Annotated in this window: 11 protein-coding genes; 9 read left to right on the forward strand and 2 right to left on the reverse strand. The window is 46.5% G+C overall.

The genetic code is table 11. From position 1 onward, the window contains the following. Nucleotides 1-374 precede the first annotated feature (374 nt). The 9 genes from U9Q77_00550 (at nt 375) to U9Q77_00590 (ending at nt 16,428) form a co-directional block, all read left to right on the forward strand. Nucleotides 375-2,555 carry a hypothetical protein gene (locus tag U9Q77_00550; GenBank protein ID MEA3285850.1) on the forward strand — a complete coding sequence of 727 codons (2,181 nt, stop codon included), beginning with the start codon at nt 375-377 and terminating at the stop codon, nt 2,553-2,555. A gap of 201 nt (nt 2,556-2,756) precedes the next feature. Further along, a complete protein-coding gene (locus tag U9Q77_00555; protein ID MEA3285851.1) occupies nt 2,757-5,615 on the forward strand; it encodes a FlgD immunoglobulin-like domain containing protein in 2,859 nt (952 codons plus the stop codon). Nucleotides 5,616-5,712: 97 nt separating this feature from the next. After that, nucleotides 5,713-7,209 carry a hypothetical protein gene (locus U9Q77_00560; GenBank protein ID MEA3285852.1) on the forward strand — a complete coding sequence of 499 codons (1,497 nt, stop codon included), beginning with the start codon at nt 5,713-5,715 and terminating at the stop codon, nt 7,207-7,209. Then, the gene (locus U9Q77_00565; GenBank protein ID MEA3285853.1) at nt 7,206-9,974 is read left to right on the forward strand and encodes a TonB-dependent receptor; all 2,769 of its coding nucleotides are present in this window, start codon (nt 7,206-7,208) and stop codon (nt 9,972-9,974) included. Before U9Q77_00560 ends, U9Q77_00565 begins: the two co-directional genes overlap by 4 nt. Beyond that, nucleotides 9,974-10,990 carry a PorV/PorQ family protein gene (locus tag U9Q77_00570; protein ID MEA3285854.1) on the forward strand — a complete coding sequence of 339 codons (1,017 nt, stop codon included), beginning with the start codon at nt 9,974-9,976 and terminating at the stop codon, nt 10,988-10,990. The genes U9Q77_00565 and U9Q77_00570 overlap by 1 nt, the downstream gene beginning before the upstream one ends. Nucleotides 10,991-11,055: 65 nt before the next feature. After that, nucleotides 11,056-12,429 (forward strand): hypothetical protein, encoded by a 1,374-nt coding sequence (locus U9Q77_00575; GenBank protein ID MEA3285855.1) that lies wholly within the window; start codon nt 11,056-11,058, stop codon nt 12,427-12,429. A gap of 39 nt (nt 12,430-12,468) precedes the next feature. Further along, entirely contained in the window at nt 12,469-15,201 is a 2,733-nt protein-coding gene (locus U9Q77_00580) for a metallophosphoesterase (GenBank protein MEA3285856.1), read from the forward strand. A gap of 16 nt (nt 15,202-15,217) precedes the next feature. Continuing rightward, a complete protein-coding gene (locus tag U9Q77_00585) occupies nt 15,218-15,721 on the forward strand; it encodes a hypothetical protein (GenBank protein ID MEA3285857.1) in 504 nt (167 codons plus the stop codon). Beyond that, nucleotides 15,721-16,428, forward strand: coding sequence for a sulfite exporter TauE/SafE family protein (locus U9Q77_00590; GenBank protein ID MEA3285858.1), 708 nt, complete (start codon nt 15,721-15,723; stop codon nt 16,426-16,428). The genes U9Q77_00585 and U9Q77_00590 overlap by 1 nt, the downstream gene beginning before the upstream one ends. A gap of 295 nt (nt 16,429-16,723) precedes the next feature. On the opposite strand, the gene U9Q77_00595 is transcribed toward U9Q77_00590, so the two are convergent. Together U9Q77_00595 and U9Q77_00600 are read right to left on the reverse strand one after the other, a co-directional pair. Further along, on the reverse strand, nt 16,724-17,239 hold the full coding sequence (locus U9Q77_00595) for a hypothetical protein (GenBank protein ID MEA3285859.1): 516 nt from the start codon (nt 17,237-17,239) through the stop codon (nt 16,724-16,726). A gap of 161 nt (nt 17,240-17,400) precedes the next feature. Next, on the reverse strand, nt 17,401-22,211 hold a 4,811-nt coding region (locus U9Q77_00600; protein MEA3285860.1), incomplete at its 5' end, for a CARDB domain-containing protein.

Below are 22,211 nucleotides of genomic sequence, written 5' to 3' on the forward strand. Positions count from 1 at the left end.
TGAAGTTTTCACACAGCCTCTATACCCTTATATCCCTAACATCCTCGTCTACAGGTACGCATTTGGGGGAAGAGCCTAAGTAATAAGTAGGAGCGGTATAGGGGGGGCGGGGGAATTAATAAGACCCTGCGTCTTTGCGACTCTGCGATTCTGCGACTCTGCGAGAGAAATAAGTGAAGAGCATTGGGAGCTTGCAAGCTAAAAAGACTTTGCATCTTTATATCTTTGCTTGCCGTGGCGAAGCCTGGCGAAAAGATATTTCAAAATGCCTACTGATTTATCACTGTGATAATGGTATTACTCAACACTGATTTGAAATTGATAAGCAATGGGATTTTGCTTCCACAGACGTGGTGAAGCATTATCTTGACCAAATGCGAATAACCGTATTTGCCATTGTATTTTCACTCATTCCAGGACTCATTGATCCGGCTTTGGCTCAGTTGAAAAAAGCTGAGATCGACGACTACGATAATTATACAATCGTTGGTGAAATGGGACTTACTGTCACCAATTTTGGCATCATCGGAGAAGGCTGGAATAACCCGGATCAACCCTCCTGCCGCTATAAGCAATACGGAACCGATCGTGAGATGGTTGAGCTGATGAGCTACGGAGGTCTCTGGATCGGCGGTATACCAGTGATCGGCGGTACTGATCAATTACCACGAGTTTCCACTGCTATTGTTGATGGCGCTTTTGACTACGGGGAGGATGGCTTTGAGTTTACCACCTCTGCTGCAACCGGGGACACCATCCAGACCCGTTCCTCCATATCATCTGCCGGCACCTCGCCTCTGGCCAGCTATTTCTCTCTGGATGCCATCAGTCACCAGGATCTACTGGCCGATTTCAATGATCTGACCGTTAACTTTGAAACTCATCAACCTCTGGGAATTGAGGTCCATCTGGAGGCTTACGCCTGGAGCCATTCTTTTATGGAGTCCTTTGTCATTCTGGACTATACCATCACCAATCGTAGTGACCGAATCGATACCCTTAATGTTGGTTGGGATATTAGAAATCTGTACGCTGGGATCTGGGCCGATGGTTCCGTGAACAATATGAACTACAAGAGTCGTTGGGAGCCAGGGAGTGGTTTCAGCTGGTATGACAACATCAACCATTTTGAGACTTCCTATAACAACAATAATTACCCCCGCAATATCGGTTACCAATATGATTATGACGGGGATGACGGCTGGTCACGGGTCTATTTCGGTATCATGACCCTTTATGGTCCCAACCGCCGATCCATTTCAGCTTCTGATGCAGCGGGTGATTGGCATACCTACTACAATCAGTGGCGCTGGAACAGTCCGGAAAACCAGGATATTCCTGAATTCAATATGCCTATCTCAGATGAAGAACGCTATGATAAGCTTTCCAGCTCCCCTTTTTACAGTTCGGATTTTGGAAATAAATATCCTGATGATCCCTGGCTGGATTTACCAAACTCCTGGATGATGCTGGTATCTGCTGGACCTTTTGGAACGCTTCCTGAAAACGATGGCTTTATCCTGCCTGTAGGCGAATCTGTAAACGTGGTTTTTGCTGTGCTGGGTGCCCCCTGGTCCCATCAAGGATCCAGTAATGATGGGGATCGTCGTCTGGATCTGATCAAGAATGCTGACTGGGCTCAAAAAGCTTTCAACGGAGAGGATATCAACGGGAACTCTATCTTGGATCCTGGAGAAGATCTGAACATCAATGGTATTCTTGATCGTTATATCGTGCCCGAACCTCCACCCTCACCAGCCCTGACAGTGATTGCCGCCGATCAACAAGTGACCCTTTATTGGGATAATATTCCGGAAACTGTTTTGGATCCTGTCTCACGTAAACATGATTTTGCCGGTTACCGGATCTATGGTAGCGCTAAAACCAGCGGTAACACCAATCAATATTCCTTACTGGCTGAATTCGACCTGGTTGGCGATGAATTTGGTTATGACACAGGATTTAACCTGATAGAGATCATGAATGAGCAAGGGCTTCCAGAACCAATTCAGATTAAGGGTCACACCTATCACTATAAGTGGATCAACACAGGTGTCCAGAACGGCTGGCCCGATCAAGCAGTTTACGCCATCACAGCGTATGATAGTGGAGATAAGAATACCGGGTTGGCCAGTCTGGAGAGTTCCAGAAATGAAAACCGGATCAGTGTGATTCCTGGAACGCCACCAACCAGTGATATTCAACATGCGCCGGTTACGGTTTACCCCAATCCTTACCGTGTCAAGGCAAAATGGGACGGGGCCGGACAGCGGGATCGTTTGATCTGGTTTCGAAATCTACCTGAACGATCATTCATTCGGATTTACACCTTAAGCGGTGATCTGGTTGATGAGATCGATCATCAGGGGAGCAGTTACACCGGGGGAGATATCGCTCGACTCCCTGCCGGAAATACAGTCCTGGCCGGTGGTGAACATCCCTGGGACTTGATTACCAGATATGATGAGCCTGTTGCCACCGGGATGTATGTTTTCACCGTTGAGGATCAGAACACCAAATCAATCCAGGTCGGAAAATTTCTGGTGATTAAATGATAAATATCTTCGTGAATAAATCATTCGACTTTGCTCAGAACAGGCTCCACGATTGTGGTGATCTGAAACGAGAAATTGCTTCGTCATTTCATTTTTCGCAAAGACGAACTGGCAAAATATTTTGACATCAATTTCACGAAATCGACGATTAGGATAGCACTAAATATTTATTTTGTTTCATTGAATAAAAAGGAGAAGCTCATGAAACGTATGTACCTAATGTCAATTTTACTGCTGTCAGTGGTTACGGCCCAGACGGTGGATTTTGACACTCAGATTCAACCTATTTTTAACGCAAGCTGTACTGGCTGCCACGGAAACAGTGCCGGGCTTGATCTAGCTACTGGCCAAAGCTACGACAACCTGGTTGATGTGGTATCAACCAATTATGCACCGGCCCTGCGAGTGGTTAGTGGTGACCCCACGCTTTCAGTGCTCTATAATAAAGTTGCCGGAAACGGAACCAATGGTCAACAAATGCCTGTTGGCGGTAGTTTGACACCCGATCAGATCGCCTTGATCGGAACCTGGATCACTGAACTGGGTGCTGTCATCCCCATAACGATCGCCGAAGCTCGGGAAACTCCTGAAGGAGAAGTTGTCACCATCGAGGGAATTGTCACCAGTGGTAACTTTGGAACCGCCGGTAGTAGAACTGAATATACAGTCCAGGATCCTACAGCTGCTCTTGTCGTTTATGCTTATGGATTTGATGCTGGGTTATTGGTTGGTGACGCGGTTACCATCACCGGTGAACTGGATTCCTATAACGGAAAATTTGAGATCGTACCAGCCAGCCCAACTGATGTTGTTGTTGAAACCAGCGGTAATGACCTGCCTGCTTTTCAGGTCTTGACCATTGCTGAGATCCTGGCTGACGGAGAAGCTTATGAAGCGGAACTGGTCCGGGTAGACAGTGCGACAATTATAGGTGGAGATGCCTGGCCAACCTCAGGAAACAACGCGAACATGACCATCTCTGATCCTTCAGGTGAAACCATGACCATGCGTATTGACAAAGACACCGATGTTGATGAAAACGATCAGATCATGGGTTACTTTAATCTTCAATCCATCATCGGACAATACGACAGTACTGATCCCTACGATGAGGGCTATCAGGTTTTTCCCCGATTTTATACTGACTTTGAACAGATTGGTGATCCCACACCTCAGATCACAGATATCAGCCAGGATCCTGCCAGTCCGACTCCCACAGATGATGTAACGATCTCTGCCGTCATTGTTGATAATAGCAGCGTGGCTTCTGCATCGTTGAACTATACGGTGAACGCCGGTGTTGAAATGGTAGTTGTCATGATACCTGGCGAAAATGATAGTTATGCTGGTGTGATCCCGGCTCAGGTAGCCAACGCGGTTGTGATCTATACGATCAGTGCTACTGATGATCTGGGTGGTGTGAGTACTTCAAATGAGATGACCTATCTGGTTTATGGTGGAGATATCACACCCATTGCCTCACTACAGGATGGCACGGTACCAAGCGGCACAAGTGTTACCATTGAGGGTATTGTTACCGCTGAGCCCTATGCCTTCTATCCTGAAGATGATCTGCACTACTTTTATATTCAGGATGCCCAGGCTGCCTATTCCGGTATCATGGTCTACGACGTTGGTCGTGCCGTGGTCGAAGGTGATGAAATTCGCCTGACCGGTACGGTCACCGAGTATTATGATCTGACTGAGATGGTTGATGTCACTGAGTTTGAAATCCTGAGTTCCGGAAATATTGTAGAACCGCTGGTGGTTACTTTGCAAGCCGACATGGAGCCTTATGAAGGTTGCTTGATCGAGATCCAGGGTGTGGCTGTCTCTAATCCTGATCTTGGTTATGGTGAGTGGAGCGTTACCGACGGCACCAACGAACTGGTCCTTGATGATAAAGCGGACTATTTTTACACACCTGTTCAGGATGAAGCATTGGCTTCTGTAGTCGGCGTATTGGACTACTCCTGGGGTGCCTTTAAACTGCTGCCACGTCTGGCTCGTGACATTCAGACAAATGATGGCCTAACCCGGATCCAGGCTATTCAGCAGGTTAATTATTCTGATATTATGCCGCATTATGATGCTTTGGACAGCAGCATCTATTTTGCTGACACCTCCTACTATCACGAGGGCTGGACCGATACAACCATCGTTACTGTTCAAGGTATTGTAACGATGCCAACAGGTCTGTCCTATGCCGGCAATGGCATCAAATTCATCCTGCAGGATGTAAACGGAGGCCCCTGGTCATCCATTTTGAGCTATCACCCTGATTCTTCAGCCTTTCCTGTATTGTTTGAGGGAGACATGATCGAGATATCCGGGCGTATCATGGAGTTCACCACTCCTGGTAGTGCCGGTTCTTCAGCCATGACTGAGCTTTGGATTACTCAGGAGATCGAATTGATCAACTTTGATGTTCCGGTTCCTGAAGTACCTGTTGTGGCTACTGGTGACCTGCGTTGGCCCACAACAGCCGAGCAGTGGGGTAATGTGATGGTTAAGGTAGTAGATGCCACCATTGTTGAACTTAACCCGACTGGTTTTGATATCATGGCGTTGGATGACGGTAGTGGAATTGTCTATGTGGATGATGATTCAGATAGTCTTGGTACCTATATCCTGCCACCAGCAGGTTCAGTATTTGATGAAGTTCGGGGTTGGATCTACCATCACTATGGTTCCTATGAGGACTCCACTACTTACAAGCTGGTTCCCCTCTATGAAAGTGATCTGGTTCTGAATACAGATGCCATCGATAATCTGGTTGTCCCTGAAGGGTATGCTCTGGGGAATTATCCCAACCCCTTCAACCCCAGCACAAACATTGCTTTCAGTATCCCTGAAGCTCAAACCGTGCGTCTGATCATTTACAATCAACGGGGACAACATGTGGTCACCCTCATGAATCGACCCTTACAATCAGGTGATTATGAAGTGACCTGGCAGGGTCTTAATGCTGCTGGCAAGCCCGTTTCATCCGGCCTGTACTTCTACCGAATGATAGCTGGTACCGAGCAGTTAGTCGGCAAGATGACCTATTTGAAGTAAACCAAGATCCTGTAATTCCTGCCCGAGCTTTGCCTTGGGCAGGAGTAGCAGGCTTTTATAACTAACATATTGCACTCTTAAAACGAATGACTCCAAGATGAAATCACGGACACCGTTGGGAACAGCCCTTTGGATTTTATTGGTATTACTGCTGGTTGTGGCCTGTGATTCTCTGAAAAATCCCTTTCTCGAGGAATTACCATCTGAGGGGTTGACCAATCAACCGCCTGAGACTCATATTTTTATCACCTTTGATCCGGAGTTGATGGATACGATCATCACGGAGGGTGACACGCTGATCACGCTGCACCTGGCGGATACATCCACCAGTCAGCAGGTTCTTTTCTGGTGGGGCGAAGACCCTGATGGCGAAGTCGTGGCCTATCATTATCGCTGGAGCTACCAGGATGACTGGACCCGGACTACTGCTGAAACAGACACCTTTTTTCTCCCGTTACAAGTTGCCTATGATGAATATCTGTTCGAGGTCAAAGCAGAAGACAATAGTGGCGATCTGGATCCCTCACCGGCCATTTTGAGGACGCCTGTTGTCAATTCGGCTCCCCAGATCGAATTCAGCCAGAACAGCAATCCCACTGCGGGTAATAATCCTGATGTAACCCATGTCACCTTTCCAACGCGAACCTTTGCCTGGTCTGTCTCAGATCTTGATGGACTTGAAACCATTAATCACATCCGCTATAAACTGGATTCCACCAGTACCTGGCATTATCTGGATCGGGATATTTCTTCCATCACATTGACAGGGATCGCGCCCGGATTACATACCTTTTATGTTCAGGCTATCGATACTGCCGGTTTTGAAAGCAATTTACTACAATTCCCCGACTCCAGTGATACTCACTCACCTAACGGCTGGCAAGTGATCGAGCCCGTGGGCGATATCCTGCTCATTGATGATTTCAAATTGGATAACGGCTCCGTTCATGGTTTCTATACTGAAATCCTTGACTCCCTCGCCGGGTTAGATAACTACTCAACTTTCACCATCGGTTATGACGAAAAAGCCCTTCCAGGCACAAACGCTGACCAGATCGCCATGTTCAATTACTTCAAGACAGTGGTCTGGTATCACTACTCTGAAGCCCCAAATCTGCCTGCTGCAGACGGAGCACTGAGAACCTATATTGAAACCGGAGGCAATGTATTTGTGTCCAGTATTTTCATCAATACGGACTATACATTTACCAGTATTGACTCAAATTGGATCATCGATCCTACTGGCCGGATGTTACCTGGCTTACAGATCAATCTTGTGGATCCTACGGTAACTGACTCCTTGGTTTTTATCCCGGAACTCACTCTGGAAACCTCAGTCCTGATCTCCAAACGGGTCAGCGCTTATTATCCAACGACATTTTTTGAGGGTGAGGTCAGTCAAGACCTGTTTATTTTGGACGAGCCGCGTAACAGTAACGAAAACTGGACTGGTCAACCCCCTATTGCTCAGCTATTCCAACCGGCATCGGGGAGTGGTCGATCCATCTTTTTCAGCTTACCGCTCCATAAGTGCAATGCCAATAATAATATTATCCAGGTAATGGACTATCTCCTCTTTGAGGTTTTTGAATGACCAAACAGGTGTTGACCTTTTTGCTGCTGTTTGCTTTAGTGGTTTCTGTGGAGGCTCAGGGTACCTGTGTCATTGAGGGTCAAGTCAATGATCCAATAGCCGGGATGGCCATGCCAGGTGTTAATGTTATTGTGAAAGGAACCTATTACGGTGGCGCTACGGATCTGGAGGGTCGCTTTCGTTTGACAGGGATGTCACCAGGCACCTACGATCTGGAATTTACCATGATCGGCTATAAAGTTGTGCTCAGAACTGGCATCGCGGTTACCATCGCCGAACCGGCCTACATTGAGATCGATCTGGAAGAAACCACCCTGGCTCTGGGTCAGGAAATCGTCGTTGAGGGAGATCGTCCTTTATTCGAGGTCGACCAGACTGCTTCCAGTGTGCGACTTACCGGGGATGATCTCAAATTAAGCATCGTTGATAATGTGGCAGATATTCTGGCTGAGCAGGCTGGGATCACCTCTCAGGATAATGAGATCCACGTCCGGGGCGGTCGGGTAGATGAATCCATGTTCATCGTGGATGGCATGTCTGTAAAGGATCCTCTCTCCGGGTACTCCAATAATCTGTATGTGAATGTAGATGCCATCGAAGAACTTGAGGTGATAACGGGTGGTTTTAATGCTGAATACGGTCAAGCCATGTCCGGCATCATTAATATCAGGATCAAGGAGGGTTCCCAGAATTACCACGGAACTCTAGCCTACTCCAGTGACAATTTCGGTCTGACCGAACTGCCCTGGGATAGTTTTAACAAAGATCGCCTGGAATTCACTTTAAGTGGTCCGGATCCCCTCTCCAGCATATTGAAGCGTATTGGTCTTAAAATTCCGGGGAAATTTAGTTTCTTTGCCAACGGTTACATGCATCTGTATGACTCCTACCTGCCCCAGGCTGATAAGCTGGTGGCCGCCCAGGAGTGGATGAAACCGCTTACTATTCGGGAAGAAAATGATTGGCATGCCCTTTATAAATTGACCTGGCGCATAAACAATCAGCAAAAGCTCAGTGTATCGTATGACCGTTCTTTGAATATCAACCAGGGCTATTTCATGTCTCGTTTCCAGGGTCGGAGTGGGTTCCCTTATGCTTATAAGGAACTGTTGAACAACTATAATACGCTGACCAAGGAATCCATTCTCACCACCTTACTCTATACCCATACTCTTTCACCAAAACTTTTTTATGAGATCACCATGGGTCGCTTCTTCACCAATCTGCATTCTGCTGTGCAGGGTCAGCATTGGACCGAATATGAGCAAACTGCGGATATCGAACCGATCAATTATTATCAGACCGGTATTGATGGGCGGATCGATATTGCTTATGGCGATGAGTTCTGGGACCATGGAGATGCACCGGATTGGTATGATTACTATTCTGATAATCTTTCCGTGGATCTGGATGTGAATTATCAACCATCGCAGCGTCACAGCTTTAAAACCGGGTTTGATCACAAACGATCAGAGCTCCAGGTCATCGATATTGATTCACCTTGGTTGGGAGAGTCAGGATTTGGTCGGAACTATGACTTTTTTAACGTAGCCACGGATTACGGATCGATCTATTTCCAAGACCGGATCACCTTTGACGGAATGATTGCCAATCTGGGTTTACGCTATGACTATTGGTTTCCCGGTCAGTATCTGGAAGATGCAGTAGCAGACAGCAGTGTCCTGACCATCACTGATGCCGCTCGAGCCAAATTCTATGATGAAACTTTTCAACTATTGGGTAACGGTCCCAGAGGCAAGGGACACCTGAGTCCCCGTCTGGGCATATCTCACCCCGTCACTGATTCTGATGTGTTGTATTTCAACTACGGTCATTTTTCACAGCTCCCAACCTTCAATTATGTTTATGCCAAGTTACGTGCTTCAGCTGAAGCCACTTACCAGTTATTCGGGAATCCGAATTTGAAACCCAAGACCACGGTGGCTTATGAGATCGGGATCAAACACAAGTTTGATGCCAATCAAGTATTGGAAGTGAAGGCTTTCTACAAGGATATGTTCGATTATGAGACCAGCCAGCGGGTGACCCTGTTTAATCCGCGTTATGGTCATTTATCATATCTGATATTCATCAATGCGGACTATGCCCGTTCCCGAGGGATCGAAGTAAAATTTAAACGTCGCTTTGCTAAATTCTTTTCAGCTGATGCCAACTTGAGTTACAGCATCACGACAGGTAAAAGTTCTACACCGCTTGATAATCTACTGGTGGAGGCAGGGCGGCTGGATGAAAAGCCTCTCGGTGAGAATTTTCTGCGCTGGGATCAACCGATCAGCCTGTTTACCAATCTTCATTTCAATCTGGGTCGCAAAGACGATGTGAGGCTCTTTGGATTCAGATTACCCCGTGATTGGGGTGTTTCCGCCCGGATCGAATATGAGAGTGGCCGACGCTACACGGCCATGCAAAATATCACTCTGCGTGAAGTGGACGGTCAGTTCTACTATGAGGGCACTCCCCAGAGCGACAAGCCCTATACCCTGTTGGCCGATCCGATTACCACGGTAGATCTAAAATTTAATAAGTTCTTCAAGATGGCTGCATTGGACTGGAAAGCCTATTGCACCATTGAGAATTTGTTCAATGTAAAACGTCCCCGGATGATTAATTCATTTACCGGTAAGCCCTATGACCCGGGCGAAATCTTCTCGTATGGATATGCTAACAGTCCTGACCCTAATTATAATCCCGGCCGCTATTACACCCCACGAACTGTCGACCTTGGTTTGAGTGTGAGGTTCTGATGTCCAGCGTCCTTCAGTTACATGGCTTCGCAAAAGTCTGGTTTCGACAACTCCTGGTTGCGGGTTTATTTTTAATCTTGAACGTGCAATTCGTTACCGCCCAGAATAATCTTTTTCCGCGTTTGGGGGGACAACGGGTCGGTACTTCAGCCTTCTCCTTCTTAAAGATTGATATCGGTGCTCGAGCACATGGCCTGTCCGGGGCATACACCGCTATTGCGGACGATGCCACCAGCTTGTTCTGGAATCCGGCGGGAGCAGCTCAGATCACTCAGACGGTGGGTATCACAGTGGATCAAAGTCGCTGGATCGCTGATTTCCAACTAAGCAGTTTTGCCGGGGTTTGGAAATTTGGCGGTATTCATCATCTGGGATTAAGCGCCTTAGCCCTCCATGCACCACCCACAGAGATCACCACTGAATACCACCCTGATGGAACCGGTGAATATTTCAATTATGGTGATATGCTGCTGGGGGTGACCTATGCCCTACGCATGACCGATCGGTTTTCATTTGGATTAACAACCAAACTGGTGGAAGAGCAACTGGCAGAGCTATCCATGCGCAGCATTTTATTGGATCTGGGTACTTTTTATCGCACGGGTTATCAGGATCTTCGGTTTGCGGTGGCGCTGTTAAACTTTGGCAGCCCGGCCCGACCTGGTGGGGTTTACCTCAATAGTGATAGTCTGGAAATCGAATACGAAGCCTTTGCACCGCCCACTATTTTCCGACTGGGGATCGCCCATGAATGGCTCCAATCCAAAGGTCAGGAATTAACAACTTCCATCCAGTTGAATCATCCCGTGGACAATGCTGAGAGCATCACTTTTGGGGTGGAATATGGTTTGGGAAGCCTGCTCTATCTCCGTGGTGGCAATACCTTTGGAAATGAGACGCGCTCCTGGTCAGCCGGGATCGGTTTACGATGGTCCGGGTTCTCCTTTGATTATTCTTACGCTGATATGGCAGATTTGAATCGCTCGGAGCATCTAAGCCTGGGATGGTCATTCTGATGTTGACAGCAACTGAAAGAACTGTTTCTCGCAGAGACGAAGAGTGTCATATTGAGTCCACCGAAATGATTCCGAGCTTATTTTGTAATTTCTTCAAGATCAGCATTCGCGCCCACGTTATACTTGCCATACTATTTTTGGTTGGTTGTGGGGTAAAGGTTGAGCTACCTACTGCAATCCAGACTGACACTCCCATTTCCGGCGCCAATGATACGACCTACATTCGGATCAGCCCTGATTGGGATGCCAGTAATGGTTATGTGTTCTCCAGCCCCTGGGATGTGATCGTCGGGGCGGATGGTTATCTTTTTGTGGCGGATCACGACCATTCAAATATCCATGTGATCAGTGCTGCCGGGTCAGAGGTTCTGATCGATGCATTTGGAAATGACTTTACAGCGCTCACAAATATGACAGATCCTGCAGGTGCTTTTATTACACCGATGGCCATCGCTCAGGATGATAGACTCAACTTGTTTGTCGCTGATAGCAGTAATCGCCTGGTGGTCTGGAATCAATATTTGAACAATGTGGGTGTTGATTCCATAGCTGTATCGATCCAGATGCGTTCTCCAATGGCAGAGATGTTATGGGTCGCTGACTATGATTCAATCGGAACACTTCAAGCTGAGGGCTGGACCATTAATGATGTTGAGTGGTCTGATCAGGGTCTGGAACAATGGTTGGCTCCTCGATTATTCTGGGATGCCGGTGACAGCCTTGAGGCACACCAGATCGAGCGGTATTACATCGATCCTGACTCTGTTCGGGTCACTGGTGTAAGCAGTAATGGGGATCTGTGTCTGGTCGCCGACGCCTACTCCAATTCTATTCTGGGTTTGACTTATGTGCCAGCGGCATTATTAATGACTGGTACCGGTGATGAGGTTCTGGTCTATCGCGGTACAATGACCGAACGCACCGTATCAACTGGCACCGGTAACGGTACTGTAAATGACCCCCGCGGCATGACCCATGATAAGAGTGGGGCACTTTACTACGCGCAATGGGGTGAAAATTTCAGTGTTCATAAAGTGGGTGGTAACAGTGGGTTTGAGTATGGTGTTGATGACATCATGGAGATCGAGCGTTATGATCATGCCTCTGACGTTTGTCTGGATCAGCTCGGTAATATTTACGTAGCTGATACGGGTCATGATCTGGTTCAGCAATTCTCTTCAAGCGGTGGTTTTATGTTTAATATTGGGGTCAGCCGAGTATTTGTTGATTCCACCATCATGGATTCGATCCTGATCGGTTCTGAATATCAGGTGGTAGAACGAGACACTACATTTCAGGTTGAAGTGGCGGATATCCTACAGGCTCCCCGCAGTGTTGCAATTGATGCCACGGGAATCGTCTATATAGCAGACACCCAAAATGACCGGATCATGCGTTATCGTCTTTCAACGGAATTCGATTACGACACCGACAATTGAAATTGCTTTGGGGGCACCGCGAAAATGGAGAACACCCAAATGAAAATCAACCCGAATTTAGGCCCTAAATCTCTGTTGTTCACCCTGCTTCTGTTCCTTTGCCCCCTGCTGATAATAGCAGATGTGAGCATTTATGACATTCAGTTTACCACCGTTGCTGATGATGGTACTTACCCCTCACTGTTTGATGGACAGACCGTGACAACCGGTGGTATTGTAACCGCTACTGATTATGGCAATGGGCGTTACTTTATTTCCAGTAGCGCAGGGGGAGCCTGGAACGGCATTTTTATTTATGATAATGATCACAACCCGGTTTTGGGTGATAGTATTCATATCCAGGGGCTGGTTTATGAATATTATGGAATCACCGAGTTAAAGAATCTTACCAGTTACGAGACTATCAGTTCCGGCAATCCAATACCTGCACCAGTTCATATTTCCACCCATGATCTGGCGACCGAGGAAGCCTATGAATCTGTCCTGGTTGAAATTACCGACGTTGGTGTTACAGAAGCTTTTGACGGTTATGATGAGTGGCGAGTAAATGATGGTAGCGGTGACTGCATTATCAGTAACGGGATCTATAATTTTGCAGATGAAAATATTGAATTGATGACCGCCTATCCCTTTTCGTCAATCATTGGTGTGGTTTTTTATTCCTGGGGAGAGTTCAGGTTACATCCTCGCGGACTGGCTGATTTGCAATCTCAAGCGGGCGCTTTTATTGTCTCCGCAGGCAGTACCACTGTGAGTGATGTTGCTGAGTTTCAGTTGCCGATTCAGGTGGCTTTGATTGGCACTACTACTGAAATTTTGAGCTTTAATATTGCGCTCAGTTATAATCCCGCTGTGGTTCAGTATACCGGCCTTGCTCAGGAAGGCACGTTGACAGAGAATGGACTGATCACTGATAACTCAACTCCAGGATCGATTGATCTGGTGTTTTCTGGACAGTTTGGTCTGCCTGATATGGGTACTTTGCTAAACCTGCGTTTCATACCAAATGCCACAGGGGTAACACCGCTAAACTTTACTTCTGCCAGTGTAAATGGAAATGCCGTTCCCTATATTTCTGATGGTGAGATCAGCATCTTGATCTCGAATGAACCCATCGGGGATACTTTGACTGTCATTCAGCGCCCCCTTCAAAATATTCCAGCCATTGTGACTCCCGGGGATATCCTGGAGGTGATCTGTCTGGCACCTGAGTCAACCATTGAATGGTCAGCTGAATTACAATACAACTCTGTGTCAGTTGCCCTGGGACTGATATCCGTCAGTTATGACACAGCTCTAAATCGTTGGTTTCTGGAATTTTTGATCCCGGAACCAGACTATTTTGAGCTTTATGATCTGCAGGTTACGGCAAGCGGTCTGGATGACATTACTCAAAACAGTGTGCAACTGATCCGGGAAATAAAAACCGAATACAACTTTATTCATATCACTGATACGCATCTAGCGACCCATTATTTCTATGAAAACCCTGAGTCAGTTGGGGATACATCGGAGATGGTGGATCTACGGGAGGTAATCAACGATATCAATCTCATAAATCCCGAATTCGTACTCTTGACTGGAGATCTGATCAACGAGGGTGAACTGGAAGATTTTGAAACTCGTCGTAATTTTACAAAAGCACAGCGTCTGTTGGCAGAACTGGATGTGCCGCTTTATCTGGTATCGGGCAATCACGATCTGGGTGGCTGGGACGCCACACCGCCTCCGCAAGGTACATCGCGCTGGAACTGGTGGCGCTTTTTTGGCTGGCATTGGCTGAGCAACCCACCGGAAGCGGATCTGGATTACACTCAGGACTACAGTTTTGATTATGGTTCCGTTCATTTTATTGGGATGGAAGCTTACATCAATTATGATGGATACAGCTGGGATATTTATGGTGGGGAAAGTTTTATTCCCACTCAGCTGCAATGGTTGAATGCTGATCTGGCTGCTGCATCTGCTAGTCAAACCAAAGTCATGTTCTACCACTATGATTTTTCAGATGATCTGGACCTGTCTGCTTTGGGAGTAGACATGGCCTTGTGGGGACATACCCATCAAAACTCCGGTGACATTATGCAGCATCCCTACAATCTTTCAACTGCGGCGGTTTGTGATGATAATCGCAGTTACCGGGTGATCAGGGTGGCAGATGGTAACGTTCAGGCCGAAGAAACTGTTTATGCGACATGGCCTCAGTCACAAAGCCTTTCAGTAGCATACGATCAAGCTAATGATGGAGGAGCTGATACTGTTTCGGCAGTCATCATCAATAATCATGATCTGGAATTTGAACAAGCCCGGGTCAAGTTCAATATGCCTGCGGGCGAACATTGGTATTCCGTTGAGAATGGCTCTCTGGAACAGGTTATTCATCTTGAGGCAGTAGATATCTGCACTGTATCCCTTGATCTGGCCGCTCATGCACAGGTCACCGTCACGATAACCGCAGATCCGGATCTGGTGAACGTGGATCCCACCTTACCAAAGTATTGGGTCCTGCACCAGAACTACCCGAACCCGTTCAATCCCCTGACAAGAATCCGGTTTGAAATGCCTCTGGCAGCACCAGTGCGGGTGTCTATTTATAATCTGAATGGAGGACTGGTCAGAGTATTGATGGATGGTCCCTTACAGGCTGGACAGCATTCATATAGCTGGGATGGACTTGGGATAGACGGTTCAGTGGTGGATAGTGGGATTTACTTCTACAGAGTGGAATCCGGGGATTTTGCGAATACCCGGAAAATGACATTGCTGAGATAAGTATTTATAGTACCAAATGAAGTTTGCCGCACCAATTATTATCGTTCTGATTTTGATCACTATTATTGGTGTGATGTTTATTGCACTGGGTAATCTACAGCAGATGACTGTGGTATATGAAGGGAATACGACCAAACGGCCCATCGAGATGGCTCTGAGTCAGTTTCAGGATAGCGAATGTGGGATGGTTATTGATGATCTGGCATTTGCCTCACAGGTTGTTGCTCCCAATGGAAAAACCTGGTTCTTTCATGATCATGGTGGTATGGCAGCCTGGCTCAAGACAAAACCCTTTCAAGATGAAGCAGTGATCTGGGTGCATGCTCTGGACAATGGTGATTGGATCGATGGTCGGCAGGCCTGGTATAGTCGTACTGATGAAACACCCATGCTATATGGATTTGGAGCTTATCAAACCAATCGACCAGGTCTGATTGATTTTGAGACAATGCAGCGCTATATGCTCAGGGGAGAAACCATTGCTAATCCGGCTATTCGTAAACAACTCATAGGAGAATAATGGAAGCAGTAGATATCCTGTCGGTGATCACCATCGCCTTTCTTGGTTCTTTTGGACACTGCATTGGTATGTGTGGTGGAATCGTCATTGCCTACTCGACTGTTGCCATGGAAAAAGAGCGTGGTAAGGGAGCTCAGGCAGTTGCTCATTTGCTCTATTCATTCGGTCGGGTTACAACTTATAGTGTATTGGGAGCTGCATTCGGTCTGCTGGGCGGTGTGGTGGTTTTTAATAACACAACCAACGGTGTACTTTGGATCATTGCCGGGATAGCCATGATCCTGGCTGGTCTATCATTAATGGGAAAACTTCATTTTCTAACCGGACTGGAAACTTCATTTTCCCGATCAAAATGGTATCGGGATAATTTTCGATCTTTGCTGAAGAGTAACTCCCTGTTCGGATTTTATCTGCTGGGTATGCTCAATGGTCTACTCCCCTGTGGTTTCGTCTATTTCTTTGCCATTACAGCTGCCAGTACTGCCAGCCCGGTGTATGGTGCCCTGGTCATGTTTATTTTCGGTATAAGTACCATTCCGGCTCTATTCGGGTTGGGCTTTTTTGTGGGTCTATTCAAACAGCTCAAGTTCAGACACATCATGACTCAGATCGCCTCACTTTCGGTGATCGGTTATGGATTGTTTACCCTTTTTAACGGTTATCTATATTTGATCGAACCTACACGGACTATTTTGGAATGTCATTAGGGACGGGGAATTTATCCGCAAATTAATTGCCTGGGGAGAAGCCCACGACTTCAGAGGCTGTGTGAGACTAGGGACAACGCTTACCCCATGCTTTAGCTTGTGGGTATGATAACCTACTGTTTCCTTTGGCTTTAGCCCCGTATTGTTGGGCTAAAGCCCTCTTTTTTAATATTTTTATAACCCCCAGGCTGAAGCCTGGGGTAAGTATCAATTGCAATGAAGTTTTCAGCTCGGCGATAAATAAAAAATCCGCTTATAAGCGGACTCTAAACAATTGCAACTTTTGAGCAGCGGTTTATTTAAACAGAGCTTTCAAAGAACCCCAGGTGTGGTTGACAACAGCAAGTTGGGATTCAACTTCGATAATCTCGCTTAATTCAGAACTGCCATCCATATTACGAATCTTTAGACGGTAGGTGTACTTGCGGCCAGATACCTTGGCAATAATTGAATCATCAATGAAGGTATAGCCACTGCCCTGCCCTTGAGCATGGAGATAGCCGATCTCAAAAAAGGTGCGCCCATCATCTGTACTGCGTTGTATTTCAAAGCCGGCCACATTTTGCTCCATGGATGTATTCCACTGGATGATGATACGGGCATCATCTGAGTATCCGGCAAAACCAGTGAGCGTTGCTCCACCGATCACGCTTGAGATAAACATTCCTATGACGACTATGACCTTGAATAATTTCACGGGCTGAAAATAGTTAGGGGTCTGGGACAAACCAACCAATATTTGCCAATCATGTGTGACTAATTGATTTGGATCAATTGGGATAAAGGCAAATGAGGCAGGAGATTTATCCATCGCAGCAGATGCGCAGGTGGATCGCCGCGGTCGTTACACTTCCTCGCGAAGACACAAAGCGGTTATTATAAAATTGGCATAAGGTTCTCCGAAAACAGGAGGGCTATAAAAGCAAACAGCCCCGAAAAGGGGCTGTTTGCAGTATTATGGAGAGATGTAGTTTATTTCAGATACATCATCTTCATGGTTTTGACGAAGGCATCGGTCTCTAGACGGTAGATGTAAATACCGGAAGATAGCGGTAGACCAACATCAGATAGACCATTCCATTCCAGTTGATAACGGCGGGCGTTCTGGTAATCGTTAACAAGAACTCTTACCGGTTGTCCAAGAAGATCGTAGACAACCAAACGCACCTGTGCAGCTTCAGGAATGTCATAGGTTATTGAAGTTACAGGGTTGAACGGATTCGGATAATTCTGGAACAGGTCATATACTTCTGGAATAAACATTTCGTCTGTACCAACGGTGGTACCGATGGTCAGTGCGAATGGTCCATTGGAAGCGTAAACCATACCAAGATCATTATAGGCGAATATATCCCAGGTTCCTTCAACAAAATCGCTGCCAGCCAGATCAAAGGCGGCATCGAGTACTGCATAAGGAATCACAACTTCAGTGGCCGATGTATCGAAAGGAACCACGATCGTTCCCAGACTACCAGATAGCTCGACACCGTAGCGCATGTCAGTTCCAGCAGATTCCCAGGTAAAAGCCAGGGCACCATTAGCAACATTTGCGGTTGTGATAACGACCTGATCTGCATCACCAGGAGTCAACAGATCAAAGTCTGCAGGACCCATATTGACATCTGATTCAACGATAACATCATCAACCCAGAGATGATCCAGGGTAAATGAGGTGGCACCAGTAACCGTAAAGCGTAACTGCCATCCACCGGATCCCATCACAATATCAGATACATCATGGAGCATGTATTCTTCGATATTACCAAAGATCGAATCATTGTGGGCAACCAGGACATGTTCTGTTAAGAAGCCATCATTGGATAATGAAGCCCAGAAGTCCAAGGTGCCATTATCTGAATCAGAATAATCATCAAAATACAGATAATAACCGATCCTAGCCTGAGTGGCTGCTGTAAAATCAGCGATAGGTGAAGTTACAGTCTGATAGAAATCAGTCGCTGTTGGTGACCAATCGAAATGTAGCATTTCGTCTTCGATACCAAAGTTAGCAGCGACGTTACCGGCTCCATCGTCGGTTACCCAACCAATGTCAGCCAGTGGTGTTTCATCTGGATACGTGAAGGATTCGTAGTGATTGAGGAACAGAGGCGAGAAATAAGTAAAACCAGCTGTATTTGATTTTTCTGATTCACCTTCATCATATACAGCGCTAACTGCATAGAAATACTCTGTATCAAAATCAAAACCATCATCATTGAACGATTCGCCTGCAGCGGTGGCATAGATATCACTAAAGACCATTGGGTCAAGCGATCTATACACGTTGTAGTTGAGTAGTTCACGACTAAGATTGGTTATGGCAGGTGCTTCAACACTACCAGCAAAACTTACATCCTGCTTGGTATCCAAAGCGATAGCTGAACCAACTTTTTCGATGGTGGTTGTTTCAGAACCATGCAATACAACTGAGCGACCGGTTTCAGGCTCGCTCAAATAAGCACGTACTGCAAATGTTCCTGGGATCACATTCCAAATAGGATTCCCTGAAGTATCCGGCTCTGCCGAATAAATCGAGTTCCCAATGAAAGTATCCATATCAGTAGCAACGTAAGGTCCGAACATATTTCCATCAGGCCATTGCATAACTACCCAGAATTCCTGCTCACTTGGGTTAACGCCAACTGGATAAAAATCCCAGGCAAGTTCAGGATAGGTTGCTGCATTATTGCCAGTAGCTGTCCAGAGGACATTGGCAAAATCAGGACCACCCATGGTATCTGAACCGACTACAAAGACATTTTCAAATGCTGATTCAGCATCATCAGCTGTCGTCAGAATAGCAACTTCATTGATGGCATAGCCAGGGGTAATTGGAGCTTTAAAATGAGCAGCAAAATAATGATCCAATGTGCTGCCAGTACTACTTACCCAATAGAAGGATTCATAGGTGCCATCATCATAAGCCAGCTGACCCATAGGCATGGGAGCTGCCCAGTTAAGGGCGATGGTTGTATCTGCTTCTTCAGGATAAGCCATCAGGTTCTCTGGAGCAGGTAAGGTGAAATTCAAGACAAAGTCTTGAACGGTTGCGCCACCTTCGGTTACCATAACTGTTGCAGTTGCCATGTCATAATTAACACGCATAACGTCAACTTGGTATTCTCCAGCAGGAACAGTAACAGTGTATGCTCCTGCAACATCTGTCATGGTTCCTTCATCAGCAAACGCGCCATAGACATGCACATCGGCATAGCCGATTGCGTTTCCATCACCGTCAGCTACAGTACCTGAGATGGTACCTGGCAGGGGAGTTTCCTCGACGGTGATATCATCAACGGCCAAACCATAGGCCCAACCACCATTATCATCATAATGGAAACCAACCTTGATCAGTTCACCAGCATATTCTCCAAGATTGAATAGAGCTCCGCTCCACTCAGAAGGAGAATCAGTCAGCGGGTAAATGGCAGAGATGGTATCTCCACTAAGAACCATAAATTGACCACCATTACCACCGCGAACGGTATAGTTAAAGGTGATCTGAGGTTCAACTGCAGTTGTCAGGTCAAACCAGGGTGTCCATAGTATTTCATTACCATTCACACCTGATCCAAAACCATCGTCATCGATAGCAGCAAAGATACTTCCGCCGGGTACATGCCAGTAGTTATAGGCATTGCCTTCGAAATAGGTACTATCTCCAACTTCCCAGTTGCCACCATCCGGTGTACCGATCTCTTCAACTGTCCAACCGAATTCAAGGTTATGATCTACATAGTCCTCGAAATCTTCAGTATAAGGGAACGGTAAGATGACTGGAGCCCAAGGTGTTGCAGAGACAGACTCTGAACCCAGGGATTCCGTTTCATCGTCTAATATTTGAGTTACATAATAGGTATACTCAACATCAGCGACTACAGCAATATCCAAATATTCACCATCAAACGACGTGTTGACTGCTTCCAAAGCGGCAGCGATCATAACACTATCACGGTAAACATTGTAGGTTGGCATATAATCCGGAGCTTCAATTGTTACTTCAATTGAATCCGTATTGTTATCTTCGTTAGATTCATCGACACTTGACCAGTAATCCACTAGGATACCAACATTGAAGGTACCTGCACCAAGATTTTCCCAGGTAAAACCAAGCAGCCCCAGTGTATCGGCAGCGCCAGGTTCCAGGCCTGCCGTATAGGCATAGCCAACATCCACACCATCAACATACCAGTGGCAGGAAACGCCAGCTGCGGTAAGGTCGCCCAGGTTTCCAACAACGGCCCAGACGGCTTCGTCTTCGAAGTACATTTCAGTAACAGCCAAATCGGCCATCGGTAGAGTTGCATTCTCAGTCAGGGTCCAATCGAAGCCACTAGCACTCCAGGTATCGGTCCACTCGATATAGTAGGTAGCACCTGAAAGGATCGGGATGGTTACAATGGATGATAAACCACTGCCACCGTCATCATTATAGGCAATATAGGCACTATCACAATCAGCATAGAGATAGACCTTTGTATCAACAGTAGCTCCGTCAGATGAGATGGTCAAAAAGCCATCTATGGTTGCAGTATAAGCATACCAGTATGGAGCATAAGGCGCTGAATAAAAGGCTGAGTCGCCTAGTACAACAACAGCTTCGGCGCAAGTATCGCCAGCATCACGTAGAGCATCACCTCTAACCAGATCACGCTTGGCGATCAGCTCAGGACTCAGTGTGACAGCAGGTTTGCTGCGTTCATCACTGATACCGATAAGACTGTTCGAGAGAGCTGCAGGTACTGGTTCTGGTAAAACAGCAGTTTCCCAATAGAGGGTTACATGGTTTTCACCAGCTTCAGCAACCACGTGTCTTGGAGCCAGGGGTGGTAACTCGATAGTGATCAGCAGAGAATCAAGATTGTTGTCTTCATCTGATTCTTCAACATCATTATCAACGTCAGCCATAAAATGGATCCAATAGTCACCATCTCCAAAAGTATCATAGTTAAAACCGATGATGTCATAGGTATAGGATTCACCCACGGCTAAGGCAACGTCATTTACAGCAACATAACCCAAATAATCACCATCAATATAGAGACCATGATAATCGGTTCCAAAATAACCTGGAGAATCAGCTTCACCTTGGTTGGTAACCACGACCTGGAGGGTATCCTGGCCAAAGTATTCCATGGAAGTAACCACAAAGTCGGGCATTCCATTGGTACCAATTACATTCAGAGTGTAGTCACCACTACTGGAACCATAACCATAGACCTTAACGAAGTAAGTGCCAGCGGCCAGTGTATCAAGACTGATCTCAGACTGTAGTCCGCAGGCATCATCATTAAAAGCCAGATAGTCCAGTGAGTCACAAGCTTCCCAAACTTCGAGTTTGGAGTCAAAGCTGGTACCACACAAGGAGACCGTGACATTATCAAAGGTGCCATCATTATAGAAACTGTACCAGTCAGCACCGTAAGAGTCAATAGCTCCCATGGCGGTTGCATCATTTACAACACCATAGTCAAAAGCCAGCTCACAGGATTCACCCGGCAATGGATAAGCTTCATTGTGATAACCCATGCCATACCAGTAATCCTGCTCGAAGACGATCCATTCGGAGTTATCAACGTCAGTACCGGCAGATGCGAGCCAGTCAACATTACCGGTTTCTACATCAGCCTTACGAACCAGGTTATGATTCTGGGTACCAACAGCAACGCCGGCAACATCCCAACCTGAACCAGGATCTTCAGTAGGAATACCGATAACATCCATAAAGGTTGTATCAGTGCCAACGATCTTGATTAAAGCCCGGGCATCATCACCATTATGAT

This window comes from Candidatus Neomarinimicrobiota bacterium (assembly GCA_034716895.1).
In the GTDB taxonomy this organism is placed as follows: domain Bacteria; phylum Fidelibacterota; class UBA8477; order UBA8477; family JABMPR01; genus JABMPR01.